At 69.4% G+C, this 25,750-nt stretch carries 23 protein-coding genes; 8 read left to right on the top strand and 15 right to left on the bottom strand.

Going from position 1 to position 25,750, the window contains the following annotated elements; genetic code table 11:
- The first annotated feature begins 133 nt into the window (after window positions 1–133).
- Together VF536_RS04360 and pdeM are read left to right on the top strand one after the other, a co-directional pair.
- Entirely contained in the window at window positions 134–2,245 is a 2,112-nt protein-coding gene (locus tag VF536_RS04360) for a helicase-related protein (RefSeq protein WP_414710278.1), read from the top strand.
- Window positions 2,242–2,952, top strand: coding sequence for a ligase-associated DNA damage response endonuclease PdeM (gene pdeM / locus VF536_RS04355; RefSeq protein WP_331613574.1), 711 nt, complete (start codon window positions 2,242–2,244; stop codon window positions 2,950–2,952). The genes VF536_RS04360 and pdeM overlap by 4 nt, the downstream gene beginning before the upstream one ends.
- 34 nt (window positions 2,953–2,986) lie before the next feature.
- Here pdeM and VF536_RS04350 read toward each other — a convergent pair whose 3' ends face one another.
- Window positions 2,987–3,223 (bottom strand): hypothetical protein, encoded by a 237-nt coding sequence (locus tag VF536_RS04350; RefSeq protein ID WP_331613573.1) that lies wholly within the window; start codon window positions 3,221–3,223, stop codon window positions 2,987–2,989.
- A 187-nt stretch (window positions 3,224–3,410) separates the two neighbouring features.
- On the opposite strand from VF536_RS04350, the gene VF536_RS04345 reads away from it, so the two are divergent.
- The gene (locus VF536_RS04345) at window positions 3,411–5,513 is read left to right on the top strand and encodes a hypothetical protein (protein ID WP_331613572.1); all 2,103 of its coding nucleotides are present in this window, start codon (window positions 3,411–3,413) and stop codon (window positions 5,511–5,513) included.
- On the opposite strand, the gene VF536_RS04340 is transcribed toward VF536_RS04345, so the two are convergent.
- From VF536_RS04340 to VF536_RS04310, 7 genes are all read right to left on the bottom strand, one after another.
- Window positions 5,419–5,973, bottom strand: a complete 555-nt coding sequence (locus tag VF536_RS04340) for an MgtC/SapB family protein (RefSeq protein WP_331613571.1) — start codon at window positions 5,971–5,973, stop codon at window positions 5,419–5,421. The genes VF536_RS04345 and VF536_RS04340 overlap by 95 nt on opposite strands.
- On the bottom strand, window positions 5,970–7,898 hold the full coding sequence (locus tag VF536_RS04335; protein WP_331613570.1) for an ABC transporter ATP-binding protein/permease: 1,929 nt from the start codon (window positions 7,896–7,898) through the stop codon (window positions 5,970–5,972). The genes VF536_RS04340 and VF536_RS04335 overlap by 4 nt, the downstream gene beginning before the upstream one ends.
- A gap of 123 nt (window positions 7,899–8,021) precedes the next feature.
- A complete protein-coding gene (locus tag VF536_RS04330) occupies window positions 8,022–8,507 on the bottom strand; it encodes a hypothetical protein (protein ID WP_331613569.1) in 486 nt (161 codons plus the stop codon).
- Window positions 8,508–8,664: 157 nt separating this feature from the next.
- Window positions 8,665–9,702 (bottom strand): serine hydrolase, encoded by a 1,038-nt coding sequence (locus VF536_RS04325; protein ID WP_331613568.1) that lies wholly within the window; start codon window positions 9,700–9,702, stop codon window positions 8,665–8,667.
- Window positions 9,703–9,876: 174 nt separating this feature from the next.
- Window positions 9,877–10,404 carry a hypothetical protein gene (locus VF536_RS04320; RefSeq protein ID WP_331613566.1) on the bottom strand — a complete coding sequence of 176 codons (528 nt, stop codon included), beginning with the start codon at window positions 10,402–10,404 and terminating at the stop codon, window positions 9,877–9,879.
- Window positions 10,401–10,895 carry a hypothetical protein gene (locus VF536_RS04315; RefSeq protein ID WP_331613565.1) on the bottom strand — a complete coding sequence of 165 codons (495 nt, stop codon included), beginning with the start codon at window positions 10,893–10,895 and terminating at the stop codon, window positions 10,401–10,403. The genes VF536_RS04320 and VF536_RS04315 overlap by 4 nt, the downstream gene beginning before the upstream one ends.
- 133 nt (window positions 10,896–11,028) lie before the next feature.
- The gene (locus VF536_RS04310) at window positions 11,029–13,113 is read right to left on the bottom strand and encodes an ATP-dependent helicase (RefSeq protein WP_331613563.1); all 2,085 of its coding nucleotides are present in this window, start codon (window positions 13,111–13,113) and stop codon (window positions 11,029–11,031) included.
- 258 nt (window positions 13,114–13,371) lie between these two features.
- Between VF536_RS04310 and VF536_RS04305 the strand changes: the two genes are divergently transcribed.
- Window positions 13,372–14,241: a hypothetical protein gene (locus tag VF536_RS04305; RefSeq protein ID WP_331613562.1), complete on the top strand. Its 870-nt coding sequence runs from the start codon at window positions 13,372–13,374 to the stop codon at window positions 14,239–14,241.
- On the opposite strand, the gene VF536_RS04300 is transcribed toward VF536_RS04305, so the two are convergent.
- The 7 genes from VF536_RS04300 to VF536_RS04270 all read right to left on the bottom strand — a co-directional run bounded on the left by VF536_RS04300 (window position 14,156) and on the right by VF536_RS04270 (window position 22,360).
- Complete coding sequence (locus tag VF536_RS04300; RefSeq protein WP_331613561.1) at window positions 14,156–15,235, bottom strand: ABC transporter ATP-binding protein; 1,080 nt, start codon at window positions 15,233–15,235, stop codon at window positions 14,156–14,158. The genes VF536_RS04305 and VF536_RS04300 overlap by 86 nt on opposite strands.
- Before the next feature lie 12 nt (window positions 15,236–15,247).
- Window positions 15,248–16,159 carry a carbohydrate ABC transporter permease gene (locus tag VF536_RS04295; RefSeq protein WP_331613560.1) on the bottom strand — a complete coding sequence of 304 codons (912 nt, stop codon included), beginning with the start codon at window positions 16,157–16,159 and terminating at the stop codon, window positions 15,248–15,250.
- A 16-nt stretch (window positions 16,160–16,175) separates the two neighbouring features.
- The gene (locus tag VF536_RS04290) at window positions 16,176–17,054 is read right to left on the bottom strand and encodes a sugar ABC transporter permease (protein WP_331613559.1); all 879 of its coding nucleotides are present in this window, start codon (window positions 17,052–17,054) and stop codon (window positions 16,176–16,178) included.
- Between the two features lie 159 nt (window positions 17,055–17,213).
- Window positions 17,214–18,467, bottom strand: coding sequence for an ABC transporter substrate-binding protein (locus VF536_RS04285; protein WP_414710277.1), 1,254 nt, complete (start codon window positions 18,465–18,467; stop codon window positions 17,214–17,216).
- Window positions 18,468–18,559: 92 nt separating this feature from the next.
- Complete coding sequence (locus tag VF536_RS04280; RefSeq protein WP_331613558.1) at window positions 18,560–19,759, bottom strand: carbohydrate porin; 1,200 nt, start codon at window positions 19,757–19,759, stop codon at window positions 18,560–18,562.
- 305 nt (window positions 19,760–20,064) lie between these two features.
- Entirely contained in the window at window positions 20,065–21,564 is a 1,500-nt protein-coding gene (locus VF536_RS04275; RefSeq protein ID WP_331613556.1) for a sensor histidine kinase, read from the bottom strand.
- 37 nt (window positions 21,565–21,601) lie between these two features.
- Window positions 21,602–22,360 (bottom strand): response regulator transcription factor, encoded by a 759-nt coding sequence (locus VF536_RS04270; RefSeq protein ID WP_331613555.1) that lies wholly within the window; start codon window positions 22,358–22,360, stop codon window positions 21,602–21,604.
- A 156-nt stretch (window positions 22,361–22,516) separates the two neighbouring features.
- Here VF536_RS04270 and VF536_RS04265 point away from each other — a divergent pair, with 156 nt between their 5' ends.
- The 4 genes from VF536_RS04265 to VF536_RS04250 all read left to right on the top strand — a co-directional run bounded on the left by VF536_RS04265 (window position 22,517) and on the right by VF536_RS04250 (window position 25,699).
- Window positions 22,517–22,735, top strand: a complete 219-nt coding sequence (locus VF536_RS04265; protein ID WP_331613553.1) for a hypothetical protein — start codon at window positions 22,517–22,519, stop codon at window positions 22,733–22,735.
- Between the two features lie 138 nt (window positions 22,736–22,873).
- Window positions 22,874–24,112 (top strand): acyl-CoA dehydrogenase family protein, encoded by a 1,239-nt coding sequence (locus VF536_RS04260; RefSeq protein ID WP_331613552.1) that lies wholly within the window; start codon window positions 22,874–22,876, stop codon window positions 24,110–24,112.
- Window positions 24,113–24,126: 14 nt separating this feature from the next.
- A complete protein-coding gene (locus tag VF536_RS04255; RefSeq protein WP_331613551.1) occupies window positions 24,127–25,032 on the top strand; it encodes a methionine ABC transporter ATP-binding protein in 906 nt (301 codons plus the stop codon).
- Entirely contained in the window at window positions 25,025–25,699 is a 675-nt protein-coding gene (locus VF536_RS04250) for a methionine ABC transporter permease (RefSeq protein WP_331613550.1), read from the top strand. The genes VF536_RS04255 and VF536_RS04250 overlap by 8 nt, the downstream gene beginning before the upstream one ends.
- Window positions 25,700–25,750 lie beyond the last annotated feature (51 nt).

Genomic DNA, 25,750 nt, shown 5'->3' with positions numbered 1-25,750 from the left:
GAATGCACCGAGCGCTGCTGAAGACAGCATTTCCCGCAAGCAGATGACGGCGTCAGACTCACTCCCTTCTGACTCCCTCTCCCGCTTGCGGGAGAGGGCAGGGGTGAGGGCCAGCGGCCGTGGCAGTGCGCTGATGACCTGGGGGCTTTCGGCGACGCTGGGCAATCTCGACGAGGCCATGCGGACCTTGCAGGGCACCGCGGCAGACCACGCCGACAACACCGACGCCGGTGCGGTACTGGTGCAGGGCGAAACCGACAAGACGCTGGTCATCGACACGCTGCTGCCCGAGACCGCCGAGCGTTTCGCCTGGGCCGGCCACATGGGCCTGCGCATGCTGCCGCAGGTGGTCGAGGCGATCGAGGCCAGCGAAAGCTGCCTGGTCTTCACCAACATGCGCTCGCAGGCCGAGCGCTGGTACCGCGCGCTGCTCGAGGCGCGGCCCGACTGGGCCGGCGTGCTGGCGCTGCATCACGGCTCGCTGGACCGCGAGGTGCGCGAGTGGGTCGAGCTCGGTCTGAAGGAAGGCCGCGTGAAAGCCGCCGTCTGCACCTCCAGCCTCGACCTGGGCGTGGACTTCCTGCCGGTGGACCGCGTGCTGCAGATCGGCTCGGCCAAGGGCGTCGCGCGGCTGGTGCAGCGCGCGGGCCGTTCCGGCCACGCGCCGGGCCGGCCGTCGCGGATCACGCTGGTGCCGACGCACAGCCTGGAACTGGTCGAAGCCGCCGCCGCGCGCGAGGCCGTCCGTGCCGGTCGCATCGAGGCTCGGCACAGTCCGCGCGCGCCGCTGGACGTGCTGGTCCAGCACCTGGTCACCGTGGCGCTGGGCGGCGGTTTCCGGCCTGACGAGCTGCTCGCCGAGGTGCGCGGCACCGTCGCCTACGAGGACCTCAACGCGGACCAGTGGCAGTGGTGCCTGGACTTCGTCCGCCAGGGCGGTCCGTCGCTGACGGCCTACCCGGACTACCACCGCGTCGTGCCCGACGGAGAGGGCGAGGGCGAGGGCGAGGGCGTCTGGCGCGTGCCCGACGCGCGGCTCGCGCGGCGACACCGCGTCAACATCGGCACCATCGTCAGCGACGCGTCGATCAGCGTGCAGTACCTGAGCGGCGGCAAGCTGGGCAGCGTGGAGGAGAGCTTCATCGCGCGCCTGAAGCCCGGCGACGCGTTCATGTTCAGCGGCCGGTTGCTGGAGCTGGTACGCGTCGAGCAGATGACGGCGCTGGTGCGGCGTGCGACGGCCGGGCGCGCCGCCCTGCCGCGCTGGAACGGCGGCCGCATGCCGTTGTCGAGCACGCTGGCCGACGCCGTGTTGCGCGAGCTCGCCGAGGCCGACGCCGGCCGCTTCGACTCGCCCGAGATGCAGTGCGTGAAGCCGCTGATCGACATCCAGCGGCGCTGGTCCGGCGTGCCGGGCCCGGACGTGCTGCTGGCGGAGACGCTCAAGTCGCGCGAGGGCTGGCATCTCTTCCTCCATCCCTTTGCCGGGCGGCAGGTGCATCTGGGCCTGGCCGGCCTGATCGCGTGGCGCGCGGCGCAGCCGGAGACCGGCACCTTCTCGATCGCGCTGAACGACTACGGCATCGAGCTGCTCAGCGCCAAGCCGATCGACTGGGCCGAGCGCCTGCCCGCGCTGCTGACGCTGCCGCCGATGGAGGAACTGCTGCGCGAAGTGCTCGCCAGCCTGAACGCGACCGAGCTCGCGCGGCGGCGCTTCCGCGAGATCGCGCGCATCGCCGGCCTGATCTTCCAGAGCCACCCCGGCGAGCGCCGCAGCAACCGGCAGCTGCAGGCCTCGGCGACGCTGTTCTTCGAGGTGTTCCAGCAGCACGATCCGGGCAACCGCCTGCTTGCTCAGGCCGAGCAGGAGCTGCTGACGCAGGAGCTCGACGTGCGCCATCTCGCGTCGGCGCTGGAACGCATGGGACGGCAGACGCTCCAGATCCACGCGCTGAAGAGACCGACGCCGCTGGCCTTCCCGTTGATGGTGGAGCGCTTCCGCGAGAAGCTTAGCAACGAGTCGCTCGGCGACCGCATCGCGCGCATGGTGTCGGAGCTGGAGCGCAGTGCCGGCGGCGACGCGGTCGGCACCGCGCGCGAACCCGCGGAGCGCGCGCTGGCGGTATTCGCGAAGAAGGACTCGCCGCAGTTCGCCGTCGAGGCGGTGCAGGAGTCGCTCGCGCTGGAGACGCGCGGCGAGGCGCCCGCCAGGGGGCGCGAGGCCGGTGGGCGCAGGAGACGATGACGGCGATGACGGCGGCGACCACGGACAACGATCAACCGCCGGGCGCGCTGGCGATGACGCTCGCCGGCGAGCGCGTCTGGCTGCTGCCCGAGCGCGCGCTGTGGTGGCCCGCGACATGCACGGTCTTCGTCGCCGACGTGCACCTGGGCAAGGCGGCGAGTTTCCGCGCGCTGGGCCAACCGGTGCCGTCGGGCACGACGCGCGACAACCTCGATCGCCTGAGCGCCTTGATGGACGAGCGGCGCGCGGCGCGACTCGTGGTGCTCGGCGACTTCCTGCATGCCGCCGCGGCGCAGCAGCCGCTGGTGCTGGATCCTGCGCACGTCTGGCGCGAGCGGCACGCGGACGTCGCCTGCCTGCTGATCCGCGGCAACCATGACAGCCGCGCGGGCGATCCGCCGCCGTCGCTGCGCTTCGAGATCGTCGACGAGCCCCATGCGATGGGGCCGTTCGCGGCCTGTCACCATCCGCGCCGCGTTGACGATGCCTACGTGCTGGCCGGGCATCTGCATCCGGCGACGACCTTGCACGGCCGCGCGCACGAGCGTCACCGGCTGCCGTGTTTCGCCGAATCCGAGGGATTGATGATCCTGCCCGCTTTCGGTGCGTTCACCGGCACGACGCAGTCCGGTTTGCCGCAAGGGTCGCGCTGTCATGCGGTCGGTGGCGGGGCGGTCTGGCCCGCACCCGCAGCAAGGCCGGCATGAGCCTGCGCAGCGACCGCGCGCCCCCGGCCCCGACTCAGAGGTGGAACCCACCCACGTCGGTGTGGAAGTCGCCGATCTCCGTCCACTCATTCAGGTCGGCGGGCACGGCGAAGCGCACGGACAGCGCCTGGGCGGCCTCCTCCGCCGAGGCGAAGGAATCCCCCCACGGCATGCTGTCGTGTTTCACGCGCCAGCGCCGCGACAGTCGCGGCTTGATCGTGAACGTGCCGTCCAGGCTCTGGAAGACGTAGGAGACGGTATCGAGATCCATGCTGAGCTCCGGGTCGCCGCCGGTTCGTCGACCCTAGCGCAAGGAGCGGCAACTGTCATGCCCGAGTCGCGGATGGGAGGGACGATCCGGCACGTCGCTTGCCGCCTGGTACCCAATGACACATCCCTGGCGATTCTTCCGGGCGGGCGGTGCGGACCAGGCGCGCATCGACACCGCAGACGACCTCTTGAACCTCCGCGACCTCGACCAGAAACGCTGGGTCGCGCTGGCCTGTCCCACCCGCGGTCTTGAATTCGACGAGCGCACCCTCGACCTGATCGACCTCGATCGCGACGGCCGCATCCGTGCGCCCGAGCTGATCGCCGCCTGCGAATGGGCGGGCGCGCGGCTCAAGGACTGGCAGCCGCTGCTGCGCGGCGATGCGCGGCTGTCGCCCGATTCGTTGGCCGACACCGACGAGGGCCGCGCGCTGGCGGAGGAGCTTCAGCGCACGCTGGCCGTGACGGGACATGCGGCGCTCGCCGACATCGGTCTGGACGAGATCCGCGAGCGTCAGTCCCACCTGGCCGCCGAGCGGCACAACGGCGACGGCATCGTGCCGGTGGCGGGGATGGAGGATGCCGGGGATCGCGCCCTCGCGCAGCGCATCGGCGAGGCGATGGGCACCGTCGCCGACGCGGGCGGCGAGCCCGGCATCGACGAGACCCGGATCAAGGCTTTCTTCGAGCAGGCGTCCGCGCTGCTCGCCTGGCACCGCGAGGGCGAGGCCGAGGCCGGCTGCGCGGGACGTCGCGCCGCGGCGATGGCGGTGCAGGCGGTGCACGACAAGGTCGAGGACTTCTTCGCGCGCTGCCGGCTCGCGAGCTACGACCTGTCCGCTGCGGCGACGCTCAACGCGACCGATCCCGAGCAGCTGAAGGCGCATGCGACCGGACTGCTGTCGCTGGAAGCCGGCGTGCTCAGGCAGATGCCCATCGCACCGGTCTCGCCGGGCGCGGCGCTGCCCCTGGACGATCGCGCCAATCCCGCCTGGCGCGGCGCGCTCGCCACCTTGCGCGAGCAGGCCTTGTCGGCCGACTTCGGCGACAGCCTCGACGAGCGCGACTGGCTGGCGTTGAAGGACGAGGTGCGAGCCTGTCGGGAGTGGCTGCGGCGTCAGCCGTCCGGGCCGGTCGCCGCAATCGGTGTGGACGTCGTGGCCGCGCTGGCCGCGGCGCAACCGGGCGGACATCTCGACGAGGTGCGCGCGCGTCTGCTGAAGCAGGTGGAGGACGACCGCGCCGCCGCGCCGCGCCATGCCGCGCTGAACGATCTGGAGAAGCTGTTGCTGCTCCAGCGCGGCCTGCTGCGACTGGCGCGCAACTTCGTGTCCTTCGAGGATTTCTACGAGGGCCGCGGCGCGGTGTTCCAGGCCGGCACGCTGTTCGTCGACGGCCGCGCGTGCGAGTTGACCGTGGACGTCGCCGATCCCGCGCGGCACGCGCCGGTGGCGGGCCTCGCGAAGGCCTACCTCGCCTACTGCGAGTGCGTGCGCCTGAACCAGAAGCGCACCATCGTCGCGGTGGTCAGCGCGGGCGATGTCGATTTCCTCTTCGTCGGTCGCAACGGGCTCTTCTACGACCGCGACGGCCACGACTGGGACGCGCGCATCGTCAAGGTGATCGAGAACCCGATCAGCGTCGGCCAGGCCTTCCTGTCGCCGTACAAGAAGCTGGTGCGGCTGGTCGAGGACCAGGTGGCCAAGCGCGCCGCAGCGAGCGACTCAACCCAGCAGGGACGCATGGGCCATCTTGCGGGGCGCATCGCGACGGCGGACCAGCCCGCCACGGCCGCCGCGGTCGCGCCGACCGTGCCCGTGGGCGCCCCAGGTGCCTTGGGCGCCGCCGGAACGACGGGCACCGGTGCGGCGGGTCTGCCCGGACTCGGCGTCCCCGGACGACGCGTCGACGTCGGCACCGTCGCGGCGATCGGGGTCGCGCTCGGCAGCATCAGCACGGTCATCGTCGGCGTGTTCGGCCGCTTCGTGGACCTCGGCTGGTGGATCCCGCTGGCGGTGCTGGGCATCGTGCTGTCGATCTCCGGGCCGAGCATGCTGATCGCCTGGCTCAAGCTGCGTCAGCGCAGCCTCGGTCCCATCCTGGATGCCAGCGGCTGGGCCATCAACAACCGGATGAAGCTGAGCACCAAACTCGGTACCGCGTTGACGAAACGCCCGCGCCCGGTGGCGCATGCGGTCAGGCTGAGCGCTCCCGGTCACCGTCCTCTTGCTGGCGGCCCCGCGGGACATCCGCCTTCCGGTCCTCGTCCTGCCGGGGATGCGGCCGGGTGAACAGCGGCAGCACCGCCAGGATCAACAGCGCCAGCAGCATGCTGAAGACGGCCGTGGCCTCGCGGCCCAGGCCGCAGGCGATGCCGATGGCGGCGGTCATCCAGATGCTGGCGGCGGTGGTCAGGCCGTGGACCTGCTCCTCGTCCTTGAGCTTGAGGATGGCGCCCGCGCCGAGGAAGCCGATGCCGGCGATGACGCCCTGCAGCACCCGGCTCATGTCGGCGAGCGCCATGCCGCCTTGCTGAGGCACCAGCACGAACAGCGCGGCGCCCAGCGACACCAGCATGTGCGTGCGGATGCCCGCGGCCTTGCCGTGGTGTTCGCGCTCGTAGCCGAGGATGCCGCCCAGCAGCGCCGCCAGCAGCAGGCGCACGGCGATGCGGGTGATCTGCGCGACGTCGGGCACGTCGGAGAACTCGGAGCGCACGGTCTCGATGACCTCGTTGGTCCAGGTGCTCATGACGTCTCCTTCTCGCTCGGCCTGGCGACCGGGCCGGTCCTTGCGCCGTCGGCCAGCTTCGCTTCAATCGCCGTTTCCAGCGCGGCTTCCCGCGCGGCTTCGGCCTCGGCCTCCACCGCGTCGAAGTCGTAGCCCTCGGCGGGATGCAGCTGCCACGCGCCGCCGCCGGTCAGGCGCAGCACGTGCGTGTGATGCTGCAGCACGGCGTGGCGGTGGGCGATGCTCACCAGCGTGACGCCGTCGCGGCACAGGCGCTCGTAGAGGCGGCGTTCGTTGCAGCTGTCCAGCGCGCTGGTGGCTTCGTCGAGGATGACCATCTTCGGCGTGCGCACCAGCACGCGCGCGAAGGCCAGGCGCTGCTGCTCGCCCATGGACAGCAGCTTCTCCCAGTCCTGCGAGGCGTCCAGCCCGCCGACGCGGTCGGCGAGTTCGGGCAGGCAGACCTCGTCGAGGATGGCACGCAGCGCGTCGTCGTCGAGTTCGGTCGACGTGTCCGGATAGATCATCTGGCTGCGCAGCGTGCCCGGCTGCAGGTAGGGGCGCTGCGGGAGGAAGAACACGTCCTCCAGCGGCGGATGCTCGATCGTGCCTTCGCCGCAGCGCCACAGGCCGGCGATCGCGCGCAGCAGCGAGCTCTTGCCGCAACCGCTGACGCCGGTGATCAGCAGGCTCTCGCCGGGCTGGAGCGCGACGTCGAGCTTCTCGACCAGCAGCCGGTCGAACTGCGGCGTGTAGAGCGTCAACGCGCGCAGCGCGAGCTGTGCGGCGTGTTTCGTCGCGATGTTCTCGCGGGCGCGTTCGTCGCGGGGCTTGCGCTTGTGCATGACCTCGGAGAGCGCGTGCAGGCGGTCGATGCCGGCGACGAAGCGGCTCAGGCTCTCGAAGTTGTCGACGATCAGCGAGACGGCGGTCAGCACCGCGGCGAAGGCGCCGGCGGCCTGCACGGCGGCGCCCACCTCGAGGTCGCCCGACAGCACCCGCTCGGCCAGGATCACCGCGGGCACGACCAGCGTCAGCTGGCTGAAGCCGCGCTGGAAGAGGTTGAGCGCGCGCTGCTTGCGGATCAGCTTCCAGTAGTTCTGGTAGACCGAGTCGAAGCGGCTCTCGATGTGGGCGCGTTCCTGCGGCTCGCCGCGGTAGAAGGCGATGGATTCGGCGTTCTCGCGCAGCCGCATGAGTCCGAAGCGGAAGTCGGCTTCGCGGCGCAGCTGCCAGAAGTTGAGCTGGATCAGCGGCGAGCCGAAAACGTAGAGCGCGAGGAAGGTGCCCACGGTGGCGTAGACGACGAGGAAGGCCACCAGCAGCTTGGACAGCGACCACAGCACCGCGCAGAAGGCCACCAGCTGCATCAGGGAGCCGATCATCAGCAGCCCGAAGTGGGTGGAGCGGCCGGTGAAGGTGTTGATGTCCTCGGAGATGCGCTGGTCGGGGTTGTCGATCTCGGCGCCGCCGCCGGAGGTGCCGGCGCCGATCTCGTAGTACTTGCGCCCGTCCAGGTAGCCGTCGAGGAAGCGGCCGGTGAGCCAGCGCCGCCAGTGGTTGGAGAAGGCGTCGCGCATGTAGTAGTAGAAGGCGTACACCGGCACTGCGAAGCCCAGGACGATGAGGCTGTCGCGCACGGCGAGCCAGAAGCGCGTGTGGTTGCGCTCGGCGAGCGCGGAGGTCATCTCGCCGGTCTTGTCGTTGAGCATGACGGCGAGCTGCGTCTCGCACAGCATCAGCACGAGCATCAGGACCAGCAGCCCCCAGGCGGCCTTGCGCTGGTCGCCGAGCCAGTAGGGCCGGGCGATCTGCATGAACTGGCGCCAGGCGGCGGCGGACAGGCGCGGCGGGCGGCGTCGTTTCGCCTTCTTGGGCGCAACGGGCGGCGCGGAAGGCGGGGCGGACGGCGGCAGGTCCGTCGCAGGGGAGGAGGAGTGAACCATGAGGGCGGGACCCGGTCTGCCGATATGGCTCGACAGTAGCTCCGGTGGCTCATGGGGCGGGTAGGACGGGGCCTACTGCGGGTGACGGAGGGAGTCGCGAACGATGCTCCCTCCGGGGCGCTGTCATGACAGCAGCCGTGACACCAGGTAGGCGAGGCTCGAAGAGCCGGCCGCAGAACCGGCGCACCAGCGGAGCAGCTTGTTGTCGGCCGCAGTGGCAGCGTGCTTGATCCGCTCGTCCATCGTGTTGAAGCGCTCGTTGATGGGAGCCATCGCAGCGTTCACGACTTCGCGCATGTCGGCCTTCACGTCCTTTTGGAACTTCTCGAAGTGAGCGTGCATGTCATTGCGAAGCGCATCCACCTTCGCGTCGAGCTTCTCGATCTTTTCATCGAGCTTTGCATCGAGCTTCTCGATCTTCTCATCGAGCCTTGCATCGAGCTTCTCGATCTTTGCATCGAGCTTCTCGAGTTTTTCAGAGTGATCATCGAGCCGGTGCACGACGAGGGCGAAGTTGGATTGCTGTTGCTGTTGCTGTTGCGGTTGCGGTTGCGGCGGTTGCTGCGGCAGCAAGGTGACGTTGGTGGTCTGTGCGGTATCGGGAAGCATGCGTCGACTCCAGACATGCGGTGAGAGGAGCCGCAGATGCTAGGAGTGATCGACCAGCAATGGCGTGGCGCGAATGCCGAATCCGAGGGTTGTTTGATCAGCCTCAAAGAACCTGCTCGCGTCCCCCGCGAGGGGGATTACCAGCTCAACGAGGGGGTCAGGCCGCGGCGATCTTCGCCAGCGACTTGCGGATCGACGCCGCGTCGCGCAGGCGCTGTGCGGAGCCGTCGGCGTCGAGCAGGATGACCGTGATGGTCTGGCCGCCGCTCTTCATCCGCATGGCCAGGCAGCGCCCGGCTTCCTCGGTGTAGCCGGTCTTGGACAGGCGGATGTCCCAGCCCTTGGCGCCGACCAGGTGGTTGGTGTTGCGCAGCTCGCGCGGACGGCCGTTGACCTCGACGGCGCTGGACTTGTCGCTGCTGATGCGCGCGATCACGGGGTACTTCGCCGCGGCGGCGGCGATGCGGGCGACCTCGGCGGCCGTCGAGGTGTTGCTGGGCGACAGGCCCGTCGGGTCGGCCAGCGCCGTGTGCGACAGGCCCAGCGCGCGGATCTTGGCGACCACGGCCGCTTCATAGGCCGGCATGCCGCCGGGGAAGTGGCGGGCCAGCGCGGACGCGGCGCGGTTCTCGGACGAGATCAGCGCCAGTTCCAGCGCCGCCTCGCGGCTCATCGTGGCGCCGACGCGCACGCGCGACTTGCTGTGCTTGAGGCGGTCGACGTCGGCGTCATCGATCTTGATCTCCTCGTTCATGTCCTGCTTCGCGTCCAGCACCACCATCGCCGTCATCAGCTTGGTCAGCGAGGCGATGGGCACGACGGTGTCCGGTTCCTTGGACATCAGCACGCGGCCGGTGTCATCGACCACCAGCATGTGGCGGGCATTGACGGGCAGCTTCATCAGCGGCTCGTCGGATGGCGTCGGGGCGACGACCGTGCCGGGCGACTTGGCGATCAGGGGTGAAGAGGCTGCCGGGGTCGTCGGCGCCGGCGCGGAGGCGCCGGCCGGCGCCGGCGTCAGGACGCCGTTGGGGCTGATCGCGGCGGTCGTCGGGGCCGTCGTCGGGACGACGACCTCGGGATCGTCGCTGGCGGCTTCCACGATCAGGCAGCCGCAGGTGAGGATCAGCGCCGGCAGCGCGAGCTTCCAGTTGGTGTGGGAGAGGGTGCGGAGAACGGTGTCGCGGATCGTCACGGCGGTCGGGCTGGGCTGGCGGGCTGGGTCCGGGAGGTGGGCCGGGAACTTGTCCGGAGATCTTCCGGAAAGCACGGGGTCAGGGTTTGACCGTCGCGAAGTTTAAGTTCTTCGCGACGGACCGCCGTCCGGGCTTGCCGTAACGTGCGTTACGCGCGTGAGTGGCATGCCCTCTCACGAGCTCAGCGTGCGCGATCCTGCGTCGGTCCAGGCGAAACGCTCCCTCAATGCACGTCGCTGACGGCGGAACCATCCGATCAGGCCATCGCCGTCGATCAGATCCTGGATCCTCAGTTTCCGGTCCCGCTCGAATGAGGCAAGGGTGGCAGGATCGATGACATCAGAGAGGATGACGTCGATCTTGATCACCTTGTCATGTACCAGATCGAAGAGGCGCTCGACGGCGTACGAAACGTGCCGCGCCTGCCAAATTTCGCGCCCGAGGCAGTCCTGGATAGCGAGCACGTACAAGAAGTTGTCGGTGTTTCCGAACCTCGGGGCGGGAGGGGATATCGGCCTTTCACGGTAGAGCGCGAGCTCGATTCCCTTGTGCACCGCCATGAAATGCCACGGCTGCGATGGTTGGATGCCCGGGAGAGGAGAAGGTGGCTCCACGATCCGCCATTCGATGGCGTTCGCCTCGGTCAGGGTCTGCAGGGTGGCGACAAACGCCCGAGTCATGTCGTCTGCGTAATGGATCATTTCCAGTCCAGTGCAAGAGAGGTTTGGAAGACGCCGGTCTCTGCAGCCTTGAGTGCGCCCAATGTCTTTCCCAGGTCGACCGCATGGCAACGCGGTGTACTGTCAAGCTGGATGCGGGCGGCATTCACGGCAACGATCGCTTCGTTGACGGGGGATCGGGAGCGGCTCGGCATCAGGTCCCGGGCCGTGGCAAGCAGCGTGGCGACGTCGCCGAACATCTGGTGCAGATCCTGACGCGTGGTGTCGGCCGCTTTCGATGCCTTGTCGAGCTCCTTGCGTGAAGCGCCTATTTCGTCAGCCAGGCCGGGCAATCGCGCCTTCGCTTGGAACGACAGTCGCACGCTCCTCACCTGCCACCAGACAACGATCGTGATCGCGAATCCGATCAGACCGACGAATGTGTTGACGTCCTGGATCCACTGCGGGATCAGGCTGGGCGGGCAGGCCGCAAGGAGTGCGGCAGCCGCTTTGGCAAGGGCGGGAGACTGCATGCCTTCATGCTATGAGCGCTCCGGCGTCTCGCCATCCACCCAGTTGCAGCTCCGCCACGAACGCGAAGCGTGCGCACCAATGAGGGATTGAATCGATCGCGACGGGGGATTCAGCCCGCCCCGATGGGGGAGTTCAGTCCCAGGCCTTACGCAGCTTCGCGGCGACGTCCATCGCCGGCTTCACGAGCTCCGGCAGCGGCGCCTGCGTCTGGTTGGCGGGGCCCATCTTCTCGAAGTGGCGCACCACCTTGCCGGGCAGGAAACGCGACACGCTCGCGTAGAGGTGGCGGTCGCCGTTGCGCGTCTGCTGTGTCACGTAGAAGCGCTGCGGCACCATCACCGCCAGGTGGTCCTTCGCCCGCGTCATCGCGACGTAGAGCAGCCGGCGCTCCTCCTCGATCTGCGCCTGCGCGCCAGTGCTCAGGTCCGACGGCATGCAGCCGTCCACGCAGTTCAGCAGGTACACCGCGTTCCACTCCTGGCCCTTGGCCGAGTGGATCGTCGACAGGATCAGGTAGTCCTCGTCTTTCAGCGGCACGCCCGACTCGTCGCTGCTCGCGTCCGGCGGGTCCAGCGTCAGCTCGGTCAGGAAACGCTCCCGCGACCCGTAGCCCTGCGCGATGCGCGTGATCTGCTCCAGGTCGGACAGTCTCACCGGTGCGTCGTCATACAGCCGCTCCAGATGCGGCGCGTACCACTGCACCGCCTCTTCGAGATCCATCGGCCAGATCGACCCCGAGATCAGCTGCAGCATCAGGTCGCGCAAGGCGGCCCACGACGCGGCGGCGGCGCGCGGCGGCTCGAAGTCGCGCAGGGCCTGCGCCGGATCGGCGACCGGCGACATCGCGTCGAGCAGCCGTCTCGCGCTCGCCGGGCCGAAGCCCGGCAGCAGTTGCGCCACGCGGAAGCCCGCCAGCCGACCGCGCGGGTTCTCGGCCCATCGCAGCACGCTCAGCACGTCCTTCACATGCGTGCTTTCGAGGAATTTCAGCCCACCGAACTTGACGAAGGGGATGTTGCGTCGCGTCAGTTCCAACTCCAGCGGCGCCGCGTGGCTCGAGGTCCGGAACAGCACCGCCTGGCGCGTCAGCTTCAGGCCCTGCTCGCGGCGCTCCAGCACCTTGTCCGCGACCCATTGCGCCTGCCGTGCCTCGTCGTCGACGGTCACCAGATGCGGCAGCTCGCTCGAGGCCTTGTCGGTCCACAGGCGCTTCTCGTGACGCTCGCGTGCCATGGCGATCACGGCGTTGGAGGCGTCCAGGATGGGCTGCGTCGAACGGTAGTTGCGCTCCAGCGCGACCACGCGCGCGGGCGGGTCGAACTGCGCCGGGAACTCCAGGATGTTGCGGACCTCCGCCGCGCGGAACGAGTAGATCGCCTGCGCGTCGTCCCCGACCACCGTCAGCCGGTCGCCGCGCGGCTTGAGCCGCTTCAGGATCGTCGCCTGCAGCCGGTTGGTGTCCTGGTACTCGTCGACCAGCACATGCTGGAAACGCTCGCCCAGCTCCGCGGCCAGCGTGTCGTCGCCCATCAGCTCCGACCAGTAGAGCAGCAGGTCGTCGTAGTCGAGCAGCTGCTGATGCTGCTTCTCCTCGACGTAGGCCTTGAACAGGCGCTTGAGTTCGTCATGGACCGGGAAGCACCACGGGAAGTGCTCCTGCAGCACCTGGTCCAGTCGCGCCTCGCTGTTGACGACGCGCGAGTAAATGTTGAGGCAGGTGCCCTTCAGCGGAAAACGCTCGGTGGTCTCGGCCAGGCCGAGCGCCTGGCGCTGCAGCCCCATCAGGTCCTCCGCGTCGGCGCGGTCGAGGATGGTGAAGTTCGGCGCGAGGCCGATGCGATGCGCGTACTCGCGCAGCAGGCGCGCGCCGACGCTGTGGAAGGTGCCGGCCCAGGGGAAGCGCGGCGGCGCCTGCGTCGAGGCCAGACCCAACGCGCGATGCAGCACACGTCCCGCGCGGCGCTCCATCTCGCCGGCGGCGCGGCGCGAGAAGGTCAGCAGCAGCAGCCGCTGAGGATCCGCGCCGGATTGGATGAGCCTCGCCACGCGCGAGGCCAGTGTCTTGGTCTTGCCCGACCCCGCGCCGGCGATCACCAGCAGCGGGCCGTGGCCGTCCTGAGCGGCGTCGCCAAGGCCGTGCTCCACCGCCGAGCGCTGCTCGGGGTTGAGGTCGGCGAAGACGTCGTTCCGCACGTCGGCAAGGGCATCGGGGCACATGGCCGCGATCATAGCTGTATGCATCAACAGTGATCCGTCGTGCGCCGCCAGCCTCTGTACTGCCCCCGCCGCTGGCCCTCACCCCGACCCTCTCCCGCAAGCGGGAGAGGGAGTAAGAAGGGCGCCAATCGGGCTCCCTCTCCCGCAGCGCGGGAGAGGGCGGGGGGTGAGGGCTGCGGTCTTCGCAGGAGGGCCTTTGGTCAGGGGGCATGTGGCTTGCCGGGATCGGAGCAGACTTGCTTTGCACTCTTCGATCCCATGCTCCAGATCCTCGTCATCTTCAGCGCGCTGGCCATGCCCCTGGTGGCCTGGGCCTCCCAGCGCGGCGTCTTCGGGCCCGACAACGGCGCGATCTCCGACCGCTTTCCGACGCTGCTCGTCGCCGACGGCTACGCCTTCTCGATCTGGGGGGTGATCTTTTTGCTCGACCTGGTCTTCGCCACCTGGCTGCTGCGCGGTCAACCGGTCCCGGACCGCGAGGGCCACCGCGACTCGCACCGCTGCCACTGGCTGGTCATCGTCGGCTTCACGCTGACCGCGAGCTGGATGATCGTGTTCTCCCAGCAGTGGTTCGGGCTGGCGCTCGCCGTCATCTGGGCCGCGCTGGCCAGCCTGCTGTGGGCCTTGATGCTGGTGGCGCGCGCAATGCCGCGCGGCGCGCAGTCCTGGCTCGCCGTGTTCCCGCTGGCCTTGCACACGGGGTGGCTGTCGCTGGCCGCCTTCCTGGACACCGCGCAGACCGTCGTCGCGGCGCAGGTGCTGCCGACGCAGGACCAGTTGCCCTGGACCCTGGTGCTGTGGGCCTTGGCCGCCTTGTTGCTGCTGGTCGCGAACGCGCGATTGCACGCACCGGGCACCGGCCCCGCGGCGCTCGGTTATGCCGGCGCCGCGGTGTGGGGCCTGGTCGGTGTCTACGTGAAGCAGACCGCCTCGCCGATGGTCGGTTCCGACGGCTCCGCCTGGATCGCCCTGGTGCTGGCCGCGGTGCTCGCGGCGCAGACGATCTGGCTGCGGGTGAGGCCTTCCGGTCCCACCCACGGGATCACGCGAGGCGGCGCTCGTCCTTCGCGTCGAACAGGTGGGCCGACTCCGCCGCCCATTGCAGGCGAACCGCGTCACCGACATTGAGGTGAGGGTTGCCCGAGACACGCGCCGTCATCGGACCGCTCGGCGTGTCCACCAGCAGGTAGGTCTCGGGGCCGGTCGGCTCGCTCATCTTCAGCACGCCGGGCATGCCGCCCGCACTGCTGTCCGTCGTCTCGGCCAGCCGGATGTGTTCCGGCCGCACGCCGTAGAGCACGCCGCCCGCCGCATCGATCGAGGCCTGCTGCGCCGCGTTCACTGGCAGCGTCACGCCTTGCGCGGCGAGCGCGCCGCCGCCGTTGCGCTCGGCGCTGACGAAGTTCATCGTCGGCGAGCCGATGAACTCGGCCACGAAGCGGTTGGCCGGCCGGGTGTAGATCTCCTCCGGCGTGCCGAACTGCTGCACCAGACCGTCGCGCATCACCGCGATGCGGTCGCCCAGCGTCATCGCCTCGACCTGGTCGTGGGTGACGTAGACCGTCGTGGTCTTGGTGCGCTGATGCAGCAGCTTGATCTCGGCCCGCATCTCGATGCGCAGCTTCGCATCCAGGTTGGACAGCGGCTCGTCGAACAGGAACAGCTTCGGATCGCGCGCCAGCGCGCGCCCCATCGCCACGCGCTGACGCTGGCCGCCCGACAGCTGGCCCGGCTTGCGGTCCAGCAGGTGGTCGATCTGCAGCATCTTCGCGACGCGCTGTACCGTGGTGTCGCGCTGCGCCTTCGGCACCTTGCGCATCTCCAGCCCGAAGGCGATGTTCTGCGCGACGTTCATGTTCGGATAGAGCGCGTAGCTCTGGAACACCATCGCGATGTCGCGGTCCTTGCTCGGCAGGTAGGTGACGTCCCGGTCGCCGATGTGGATGCTGCCCGAGGTCGGGTGCTCCAGCCCGGCAATCATCGCCAGCAGCGTCGACTTGCCGCAGCCCGACGGGCCGACCAGGATCAGGAACTCGCCGGCGTCGATCGACAGGTCGATGCCCTTGAGGATGTCGGCCGATCCGTAGCTCTTGCGGACTTGAGAAATGGCGAGCGCGCCCATGCTTGACTCCTCTTAACCCTTGACGGCGCCGGCGGTCAGCCCGCGCACGAAATACTTGCCCGCGACCACGTAGACCACGAGCGTCGGCAGTGCGGCGATCAGCGCCGCGGCCATGTCCACGTTGTATTCCTTGACCGAGCTGGACGTGTTGGCCAGGTTGTTCAGCCCGACCGTGATCGGCTTGCTGTCGGCCCCGGAGAACACCACCCCGTACAGGAAGTCGTTCCAGATCGAGGTGAACTGCCAGATCAGCGTCACCACCAGGATGGGCGTCGACAGCGGCACCACGATGCGCCAGAAGATCTGGAAGAAGGAGGCGCCGTCCAGCGTCGCGGCCTTGATCAGTTCGTCGGGCAGGCCGGCGTAGTAGTTGCGGAAGAACAGCGTGGTGGACGGCATGCCGGCCAGGATGTGGACCAGGATCAGGCCCCACACCGAGCTCGCGATGCCCAGCGTGCCCAGCACCTGGCTCATCGGCAGCAGCACGACCTGCATCGGCATGAACACGCCGAACAGCAGCAGCCCGAACAGCAGCTCGCTGCCACGGAAGCGCCACTTGGTCAGCACGTAGCCGTTGATCGCGCCCAGCGCCGTGGAGATCAGCACCGCCGGCACGACCATCAGCACCGAGTTCATGAAGAAGGGCTTCAGCCCGCCGCAGTCGGTGCCGGTGCAGGCGCTGTTCCAGGCCTTGGACCAGGCGTCCAGCGAGGGCGCCAGCGGCACCGACAGCAGCGTGCCGTTGCGCACCTCGTCCATGCCCTTGAGCGAGGTGCTGACCATCACGTACAGCGGCAGCAGGAAGAAGAAGGCGAACACCAGCAGCACGGCCCACAGCAGCACGCGCTGCACGGTGAGGCTGCGGGATCCCCCCGAGGAGGGAGGGCCGGAAGGGGGACGGGAAGGGGAGGTGAGGGTACTCATGTCGCGGCGCCCGGGGTTACTTCTTCGAGCGGAGCTCGGAATAGAGATAAGGAACGACGATGGCGGCGATGGTGGCCAGCATCACCGTGGCGCTGGCCGCGCCCAGGCCGATCTGGCCGCGCGAGAACGCCATCGTGTACATGAAGGTGGCCGGCAGGTCGGTGGCGTAGCCGGGGCCGCCCGCGGTCAGCGCCATCACCAGGTCGAAGCTCTTGATGGCGATGTGCGCGACGACCATCAGCGTCGAGAAGAACACCGGCCGCAGCGTCGGGATGATGATGCGCCAGTAGATCCGCGGCAGCGAGGCGCCGTCGACCTGCGCGGCCTTGATGATCGAATCGTCGATGCCGCGCAGCCCCGCCAGGAACAGCGCCATCACGAAGCCCGCGGACTGCCACACGCCGGCGATGACGACGCAGTAGATCGCCATGTCCGGATCGACCAGCCAGCCGAAGCTGAAGTTCTCGAAGCCCCACTGCTGCATCAGGTGCTCGATGCCCAGACCCGGGTTGAGGATCCACTTCCAGGCCGTGCCGGTGACGATGAAGGACAGCGCCATCGGGTACAGGTACACCGTGCGCAGCACGCCTTCGCCGCGGATCTTCTGGTCCAGCAGGATGGCCAGCAGCAGGCCCACGGCCATCGCGCCGCCGATGAACAGCGCGCCGAAGATCCCGAGGTTGGTCAGCGCCAGCCACCAGCGCTCGTTGTCGAACAGCGCGCGGTACTGGTCCAGGCCGACGAAGGTGTAGTTCGGCAGCAGCCGCGACGCGGACAGCGACAGGTAGCCGTTCCACGCCATCAGGCCGTAGATGAACAGGAAGGAGACGAGGAAGGTCGGCGCGACCACCAGCTTGGGAAGCCAGGGACTGCGGGGGGCTCGGGAAGCGGACATGCGTGGGAGCGGACCTGAGGACGCGCCGCGGACGGCGCGTCGGGGAAACGGAGCGGGGGCGGTCCAGTCGCTAGGGTGGGTCCGCCCCCTCGGGGCCGGCATCGCCGGCGTCGTTGCAGACGCCGGCGACGCTTGCTGCGTTTACTTCATGGACATCGATTACTTCGTCTTGGCGGCGGCGGCGAGCTTGGTCTGCGCCTCCTTGGCCGTCATCTTGTCGCTGTTCCAGAACTGGCTCACGACGTCCTTCATCGCGCCTTCGGCCGCGGCGGGGACCGCCATGCCGTGCGCGATCGACGGCACCAGGGTGCCCGACTTGGCGTCGGCGGCGAAGTCCGTCGCGGACTGCTTGGCGCAGTCGTCGAACTTGTCCATCTTCATGCCGGTGCGCACGGGAATCGATCCCTTGTTCAGGTTGAACAGTTCCTGGAAGTCCGGCGACATGATCGCGGTGGCCAGGTCCTGCTGGGCCTTCTCGTTGGCGGCGTTCTTCAGCTTGAACAGCGCGAAGGAGTCGATGTTGAAGGTGAAGGCCTTCTGCGTGCCCGGGGCGGCGACGCACAGCACGTCCTTGCCCGGCGTCTTGCCCGCGGCGACCCACTCGCCCTTGGCCCAGTCGCCCATGATCTGCATGCCGGCCTCGCCCTTGATCACCATCGCGGTGGCCAGGTTCCAGTCGCGGCCCGACGCGTTCTTGTCGGTGTAGTCCTTGATGCGCTTGAAGGTGGTCAGCACCTTCTCCATCTGCGGGCCGGTCAGCGTGGCCGGGTCCAGCTGCACCAACGCCTTCTTGTAGAAGTCGGTGCCGCCCACGCCCAGCGCGACGGCTTCGAAGGTGGTGAAGTCCTGCCAGTTCTGGCCGCCGTGCGCGACGGGGACGATGCCCGCCTTCTTGAATTGCTCGGCCGTGACGAAGAATTCGTCCCAGGTCGTGGGCAGCTTGGCGTTGGCCTTCTTCAGCGCCTCGGGGTTGACCCACAGCCAGTTCACGCGGTGCACGTTGACCGGCGCGGCGATGTAGTGGCCCTGGTACTTCATGATGTTGGCGACTACCGGCGGGATGACCTCGTCCCACTTGCCGGCCTTGGCGACGGCGTCGACGTTGGTCAGCACGCCTTCAGCGGCCCATTCCTGCAGCGACGGGCCCTTGATCTGCGCCGCGGCCGGGGCGTTGCCCGAGACCACGCGCGACTTCAGCACCGTCATCGCGGAGTCGCCGCCGCCGCCGGCCACCGCGAAGTCCTTCCAGGTGTGGCCCTGCTTCTGCAGCGTGGCCTTCAACGCGGTGGCGGCCTTGGCCTCGCCGCCGCTGGTCCACCAGTGCAGGACCTCGACCTCGCCGGCCCGGGCCGCGCCGGCGGCCATCAGGGCGCACAGCGCGGCGGCCTGGGAGAGTTGCTTGAGCTTCATCATTCGGTTGTCTCCAAATCGTTGGGATCGCGGTCAGGATCGCGGCTGGGATCGCGTGCCGCAATCGCGTGTCGGGGTGGCGTGTCGGGGCGGCGTCAGAACCAGACTTCGACTTGCGCACCGAAGCTGGTGCCCGAGGTCTCGCCAGCGTAACCGTCCACGCCGGTGACGTTGCCGGCCGCCTTGTTCCACTTGGCGTGGGTGACGTAGAGGCGGAACTCGGGTCGGTCCATCAGCGCCGGGCCGGTGGACAGCGTGGGGGCGAAGGTCACCTTGGTCAGGCGCGCGGTCTGGCCGCCGTCGGGCTTGTACTGCGAGACGCCGGCCTCGGTGAGCAGCTTGAAGTTGCGGGTCACGCCGTAGGACAGGCGGCCGCCGACCGAGGTGGACACCGTGGCCTTGCCGGCGTTGTCCTTCTCGTTGGCCCACAGCAGCATGCCCATGCCGCCCCAGGCGCCTTGCTGGAAGTTCACCGATTCGACGACGCGGAACTTCTTGGCCGCGGAGGTGTCGGTCTGGTTGCCGAAGTTGGAGTTCAGGCCGGTGGAGCCCTGCGCGTACTGCACCCACAGCACGTTGTTGAAATCCGAGCCGAACAGCTTGCTCTGGACATGCTTGGCGGTCAGGCCCCAGCCGTTGGTGCCGCCGGCGAACTGCGACTTGGTCGCCGTGCCGAAGAAGGCCAGCGTGCCGCCGGGGTTGGACGCGATGTCGACGTACTCGACGTTGCCGCGGTGGGCCGGACGCTGGTTGTTGTCCTTGTCGTTGGTGTAGTAGGCGACGCCGAGCTTGCCCGGGCCGACGTTGAGGCCCTTGAAGCCCGCGCCGATGCCGGCCATCTCGGTGAAGTAGGTGTCGACGATGTGGATGTCGCCGCGGCGGCCGCGTTCCTTGCCGGCCCAGACGGTGGCCTCGGGGGCGAAGTCGAAGCCCTTGGCCTCGGCGTACATCTGCGCCAGGCGCAGGTGCTTGGCGTCGTCCGCGTCGGAATGCGGATTGAAGTAGTCCGTCATCAGCACGACCTTGTAGTCGATGCCGTCCTTCTTGAAGCCCTGGGCGAGCTGGAACTCGCCGTAGATGTCGCACTCGTTGCCGAGGCGGTACTTCATGCCGCTGGTGCCGCCGTTGAGGGCGTAGCAGGCGCGGCTGGCGCCGCCGTCGGTGGTGCCGCCGGGGCCGGCGCGGAAGTAGCCGGTGTAGTCCAGGGCGTGGGCGGAGCCGGCGGCCATCAGCAGGCCGGCGGCGGTCGACAGCGTCGACAAGGCGGTGGTGCGCAAGCGCGAGGTGCGGGTCATGTTCAGTCTCCGGTTGTCTCCGGTCAACGGTGCTCCGGGCGTGCCGCCGTTAATCGGACGTTTATCTTTCTTGCATGCGGGCTGAACTTTAATAATTCATTAATGAAACTATATTGGTGCTTACCACTAGCGTTCTGGTGCATGAAAAGCGGGACTTTCGGGCGCCCTGGAGAACTTTCGGGCGCCTGGCGTGTTGTCGGGGCCGTCTTGGTGCGCAGTCGCTGCGCATCGCGCGCAGGTTCAGGGGAGCCGCCGCGTTGGCAAGTCCTGTGAGGACCGATGTCCGACGAGGGGCCGCGCGGTGCTCAGGCGGCCAGGGGCAGGCTCATGGACACGCGCAACCCGCGCGGCCGGGCCGTGGCCAGCGCGATGCGGCCGCCGTGGCGCTCGACGATCTCCTTGACGATCGCCAGGCCGAGTCCGCAGCCGTTGCCCTCGTGGGTGGCGCGGAAGAAGCGCTCGAAGACCTGCTCCCGCAGGTCCTCGGGGATGCCGGGGCCGTTGTCGGTCACGACGAGCTCCGCCCGGTCGGCCGTGCCGTGCACCTGCACGGTGACCCGCGCGCCGCGGCCGGCGTAGCGCAGGGCGTTGTCGACCAGGTTGACCAGCGCCTCGCGCAGCAGCAGCGGGATGCCGGTGACCTCGACGGGGCGGTCCTCCTGCTCCGAGGCGAGGCCGGGCGCGCGCGGCTCGGTGAGCGGCTCCTCGAGCTGCGAGGCGGAGGCGCAGTCCGGATCGCAGTCCGGGCCGTCGTAGCCCAGGTCCACGTTCTGCTGGAGCGCGCGCGGCACCAGTTCGGCGGTGACCTCGCGGGCGAGGCGGCCGAGGTCGAAGCGCACCGGCGTCTGCCGTGTCAGCGACTCCGGCTCGGTGCGCGCCAGCGCCAGCAGCTGGTTCACGAGGTGGGCGCTGCGCGTCGCGCTTTCATGCACGCGGGCGAGGCGCATCGTCAGGGGGCCGGGCGGCGCTTCGGCCAGCGCCAGCTCGCTCTGGCTCTTCAGCCCCGCCAGCGGCGTGCGCAGCTGGTGGGCGGCGTCGCTGATGAAGCGGCGCTGGCCCTGGACGTTGTGGCGCACGGCCTCGAGCAGGTCGTTGATCGCCTGCGCGAGCGAGCGCAGCTCCTGCGGCGCGGCGTCCAGCTCGATGGGGCGCAGGTCGTTGGGCTTGCGGCCCTCGACCAGGCGGCGCAGCCGCGCGATCGGCGCGAGCCCGGCGCCGACGCCGGCCCACACGATCATGCTCATCAGCACGATCAGCAGCGACAGCGGCAGCATGGTGTCGATCAGCAGCCGGCGCGCGAGCAGCTCGCGGTTGGCGCTGGAGCGCGCCACCTGCACCAGCATCGTCTGCTGCGCCTTGGGGTTCTCGCCGAACTGCAGGTAGAGCGCGGCCACGCGCACCGGCGAGGCGGTGCGGGCCTCCTCGGCGTCGATCTCGCCGTCGTAGAACTGCGCCTGGCCCAGCGGCGGGCTGGCCGGCTGCGCGGGCGGGCTGGGCAGGTTGCGGTTGCCGAGGATGAACTTGCCCGGCGGCGAACTGACCGTGTAGAGCAGCTTGTCGCTGGGGTCGGCCTCGAGCACGTCCTGCGCCGCGCGCGGGAAGTCGATCAGCAGCCCGTTGCCCATCGGCTTGACCTGGCGCGCGAGCGAGCGGGTGGCCTGCAGCAGCGTGGCGTCGACGGCCTCGTTGGCGTAGCGGCCCGCGAGGCGGTAGCTGAAGACCGCGCCCGCCAGCCACAGCACGACCTGCGGCAGCAGCAGCCACAGCAGCAGCTGGCGCTTGAGGGAGAAGCGGGCGGGGGCCATCGGAGGGCAGGGCTGGGGCTGGGGTTGGGGGCGCGCCTCAGGCGCGTTCCAGCTCCAGCAGGTAGCCCAGGCCGCGCACGGTGCGGATGGCCACCTGCGAGCCTTCGAGCTTGCGGCGCAGGCGGTGGATGTAGACCTCGACCGCGTTGGTGGCCGCGCTGCTGTCGGCGGCGCCGGCGGTGCCGGTCGCGCTGCTGGCGTTGGCGGGGCCGTTGGCGCCGTTGGCGTTGTTGGCGTGGGTGAGGACCCCGTTGCGGTCGCCCGACCAGGCCTGGTTGATCTGCTCCTTCGTGATCACGCGGCCCTGGTGCGTGAGCAGCAGGTCGAGCAGGTCGAACTCGCGCGGACTGAGCTCCAGCATCTCGCCGCGCACCTGCGCGCTGCGGGTCTCGCGCTGCATGCTGAGCTGGCCCAGCTCGGTGCTGGCCTTCAGCGCGCGGCTGCGGCGCAGCAGGGCGCGCAGACGGGCTTCCAGCTCGGGGAAATCGAAGGGCTTGGTCAGGTAGTCGTCGGCCCCGGCGTTGAGTCCGGCGACGCGGTCCTCCAGGCTGTCCAGCGCCGTCAGGATCAGCACCGGCAGCGAGGCGTCCGTCTGGCGCAGCTGCCGCAGGACCTCGATGCCGCCCACCATCGGCAGGCCGAGGTCCAGCACCACCACGTCGAATTGCTGCTTGGCGAGCAGGTACTGCGCGACCGCCCCGTTGGGGGCGTGCTCCACGGAGAAGCCGCTGGCGCGCATCTGTTCGCACAGGGCGTCGGCCAGGATCGCGTCGTCTTCGGCGAGCAGCAGGTTCATGAATGGAAGATTAACAGCCCGGCCGCGCGCACTGGCCTGGGGCAAGCCCGGGGCGCCATTTCGGCACGCGACGCTCCGATGTAGGGCAATGCCTCACACGCGGTGACGACGATGCCCTCTCGCGCGGGGCCCGGTGGCTTCGGAATACTGCGCCCCATGAATGCCAGCGACCTCAAACAGACGCTCTGGCGCGTCGTCTACACGAAGAACGCGAACCTGCAGAGCAGCGGGAACGCGGCCGGGCCGTGGCATCCCGACAAGCGCCACATCGAGCAATGCGCACACCGCATGCAGGCGCTGCTCTCGCAGGAAGTCGGCATCCAGAGCAACGCGCAGGCCGCCAAGAACGCCTGCACCTGGTTGAGCACGGGCTGAGCACCGACTGACCCCGGTCGGCGCGGGCGCGTTGCCGGGCATCGCATAAGCACAGACGAATTTCTCGCTTCGGTCCGCGCGGGCGGACAGGAACACTCGGCGCCATCGCGCATTGCCGCCCCCGAGTTCCCCCCGCCGATGACCGCTCCCGTGCTACGTCGTCTCGACGACGCCTCCTCGACTTCTTCCTCCGCCGCCGTCGCCGCGCTGGCCCAGCTCCTGGGGCCAGGCCTTGACCGCGTGGTGGAGCAACTGGCCGCGACGGCCGTGCAACGCGACCGCGACGGCGGCCATGCCGCCGAGCAGCGCGAGCTGATCCGCGCCAGCGGCCTGCTCGCGCTGACGATCCCCGAGGCGCACGGCGGCCTGGGCGGCGGCATCCCCGAGTTCTGCGAGGCCGTGAGGCGCATCGCCCGCGTCGACAGCGCGCTGGCGCATGTGCTGGCCTTCCATCATCTGCAGCTCTACGGCGTGTCGCTGTACGGCGGCCCGGCCGCGACGGCGCACGGCGCGCGCCATCTGCGCGAGACGGCCGAGCAGCGGCTGTTCTGGGGCAATGCGCTCAATCCCGCGGACACGCGGCTCACGGCGGCACGTGATGGTGCCGGCTGGCGCCTGGACGGGGTGAAGAGCTTCTGCTCCGGCTCGCTGGGCTCGGACCGCTTGACCGTGTCCGCGACGACGGGCGAGGGCGCATTCCTGATCGGCATCGTGCCCACGCGGCGTGAGGGGGTGCGCGTCGAGCAGGACTGGGACGCCTTCGGCCAGCGCCAGACGGACAGCGGCACGGTGCGCTTCGACGCGGTGCGGCTGGACGACGATGAACTGCTGCAGGTGCCGGGCCAGAGCCCGACGCCGCGCGCGACGCTGCGCTCGCAGATCGCTCAACTGATCATGACCCACCTGTACCTGGGCATCGGCGAAGGCGCCTTCGACGAGGCGCGCCGCTACACGGCGGCGCGCGGCAGGGCCTGGTCGGCATCGGGCGTGGCGCGCGCGGTCGACGATCCGCTGGTGCAGCACCGCTACGGCGACCTGTGGCTGAAGGTGCGGGCGGCGCAGGCCGTCTCCGCCGACGCCGTCGACCTGCTGCGGCGCGCGCTGGAGCGCGGCGATGCGCTGACCGCGCGGGAACGCGGCGAGGTTGCATTGGCGGGCGCCGAGGCCAAGGTGCTGGCGCACCGCGCCGGCGTCGAGGTCAGCAGCCAGCTGTTCGAGCTGACCGGCGCGCGCAGCACCTCGGCCGAATTCGGCCTCGATCGCTTCTGGCGCAACGCGCGGGTGCACACGCTGCACGACCCGGTCGACTACAAGCTGCGCGACCTGGGCCGCTTCTTCCTCGACGACCGGATCCCCGATCCGACGGCGTACTCCTGATCGAGGTGGTCCCGATGAGCGATCCCAAGAACGACCCGGACGACGATTCGAAACACGGCCGGAAGAACGATCAGAAGGGCGACGCGTTGATCCGCCTCGACGGCGTGTCCAAGTCCTTCGTGCTGCCCGACGGGCGGCGGTTCGACGCCGTGCGCGACGTGAGCCTGTCCGTGCGCCCCGGTGAGATCCTGGGCCTGATCGGCAAGAGCGGCGCGGGCAAGTCCACGTTGCTGCGGCTGATCAATCTGCTGGAGCGCCCCGACGCGGGTCGCGTGCACGTCGCCGGCCACGAGCTGACCGCGCTGAAGCCGACGGAACTCCGCCGCGAGCGGCAGCGGCTCGGCATGATCTTCCAGCAGTTCAACCTGCTGCAGAACGCGACCGCGGCGGAGAACGTCGCCTTCCCGCTGCAGCTGCATGCGGGCCGCTCGCGCCGCGAGATCGCGGACCGCGTTGCCGAGTGCCTGGCGCTGGTCGGCCTGACCGACAAGGCCGACCAGTACCCGGCGCAGCTCAGCGGCGGCCAGAAGCAGCGGGTCGCGATTGCGCGGGCGCTGGCGCCGCAGCCCGACGTGCTGCTGTGCGACGAACCGACCTCCGCGCTCGATGCCGAGACCACGCGCGAACTGCTCGCCACGCTGGCCGACATCAACGCGCGCCTGGGCGTCACGATCGTGATCGTCACGCATGAACTCGAGGTCGTGCAGACCCTGTGCCGTCGGGCGGCGGTGATCGCGGACGGCCGCCTGGTCGAGCAGTTCGACGTCGTCGATGCGTCGCGGGTCGCGATCTCGCCGCTCGGCCTTGAACTCGCACGGCTGCAGCGCCAGGCGGCGAACCTCGCCGCGCTGGACGCCTCGGCGCTGGCGACCTCCGAAGTCATCGCGTCCATCGGACGTCGGGAGGTCCGCCATGCTTGAGAACCTCATCGCGCTGCTGCCCGAGATCTGGATCGCGCTCGGTCAGACCGGCCTGATGCTCGCCATCGGCCTGGGCTCGGCCGTGCTGTTCGGCGGCCCGCTGGGCGTGCTGCTCTTCCTGCTGAGCCCGGGCCAGTCGCTGTCGGGCCATCGCGGCGCGGGCCTGCTGCATCGGCTGATCAATGCGGTGGTGAACACCGTGCGCAGCTTCCCCTTCATCATCCTGCTGGTCGCGCTGGTGCCCATCACGCGCGTGGTCGCGGGCACCTCGATCGGGCCGCTGGCCGCGGCGGTGCCGCTGTCCTTCGCGGCGATCCCGTACTTCGCGCGCCTGGTCGAGCAATGCCTGCGCGAGGTGCCGCGCGGCGTCATCGAGGCCGCGCACGCGATGGGTGCCTCCGAGACGCAGATCGTCCTGCGCGTGCTGGTGCGCGAGGCGCGCGCCGGCCTGGTGGGCGCGCTGACGGTGCTGGCGATCAGCTTCCTGTCGTACTCGGCGGTGGCGGGCGTCGTCGGTGGCGGCGGCATCGGCGACCTCGCGATCCGCTACGGCTACTACCGCTTCCAGACCGACGTCATGGTGCTGACGGTGGCCATCCTCGTCGTGCTCGTGCAGCTGATCCAGTTCACCGGCCAGCGCGTGGCGCGGCGGCTCGACAAGCGCTGAGCGCATTCATCTCTCTCATACCTTCCATACCTCCCATACCTCCCGGACCTT

The sequence above is a fragment of the Roseateles sp. genome (assembly GCF_036486225.1).
Lineage (GTDB): Bacteria > Pseudomonadota > Gammaproteobacteria > Burkholderiales > Burkholderiaceae_C > Roseateles.
This window is presented reverse-complemented; position numbering and strand designations above follow the sequence as displayed.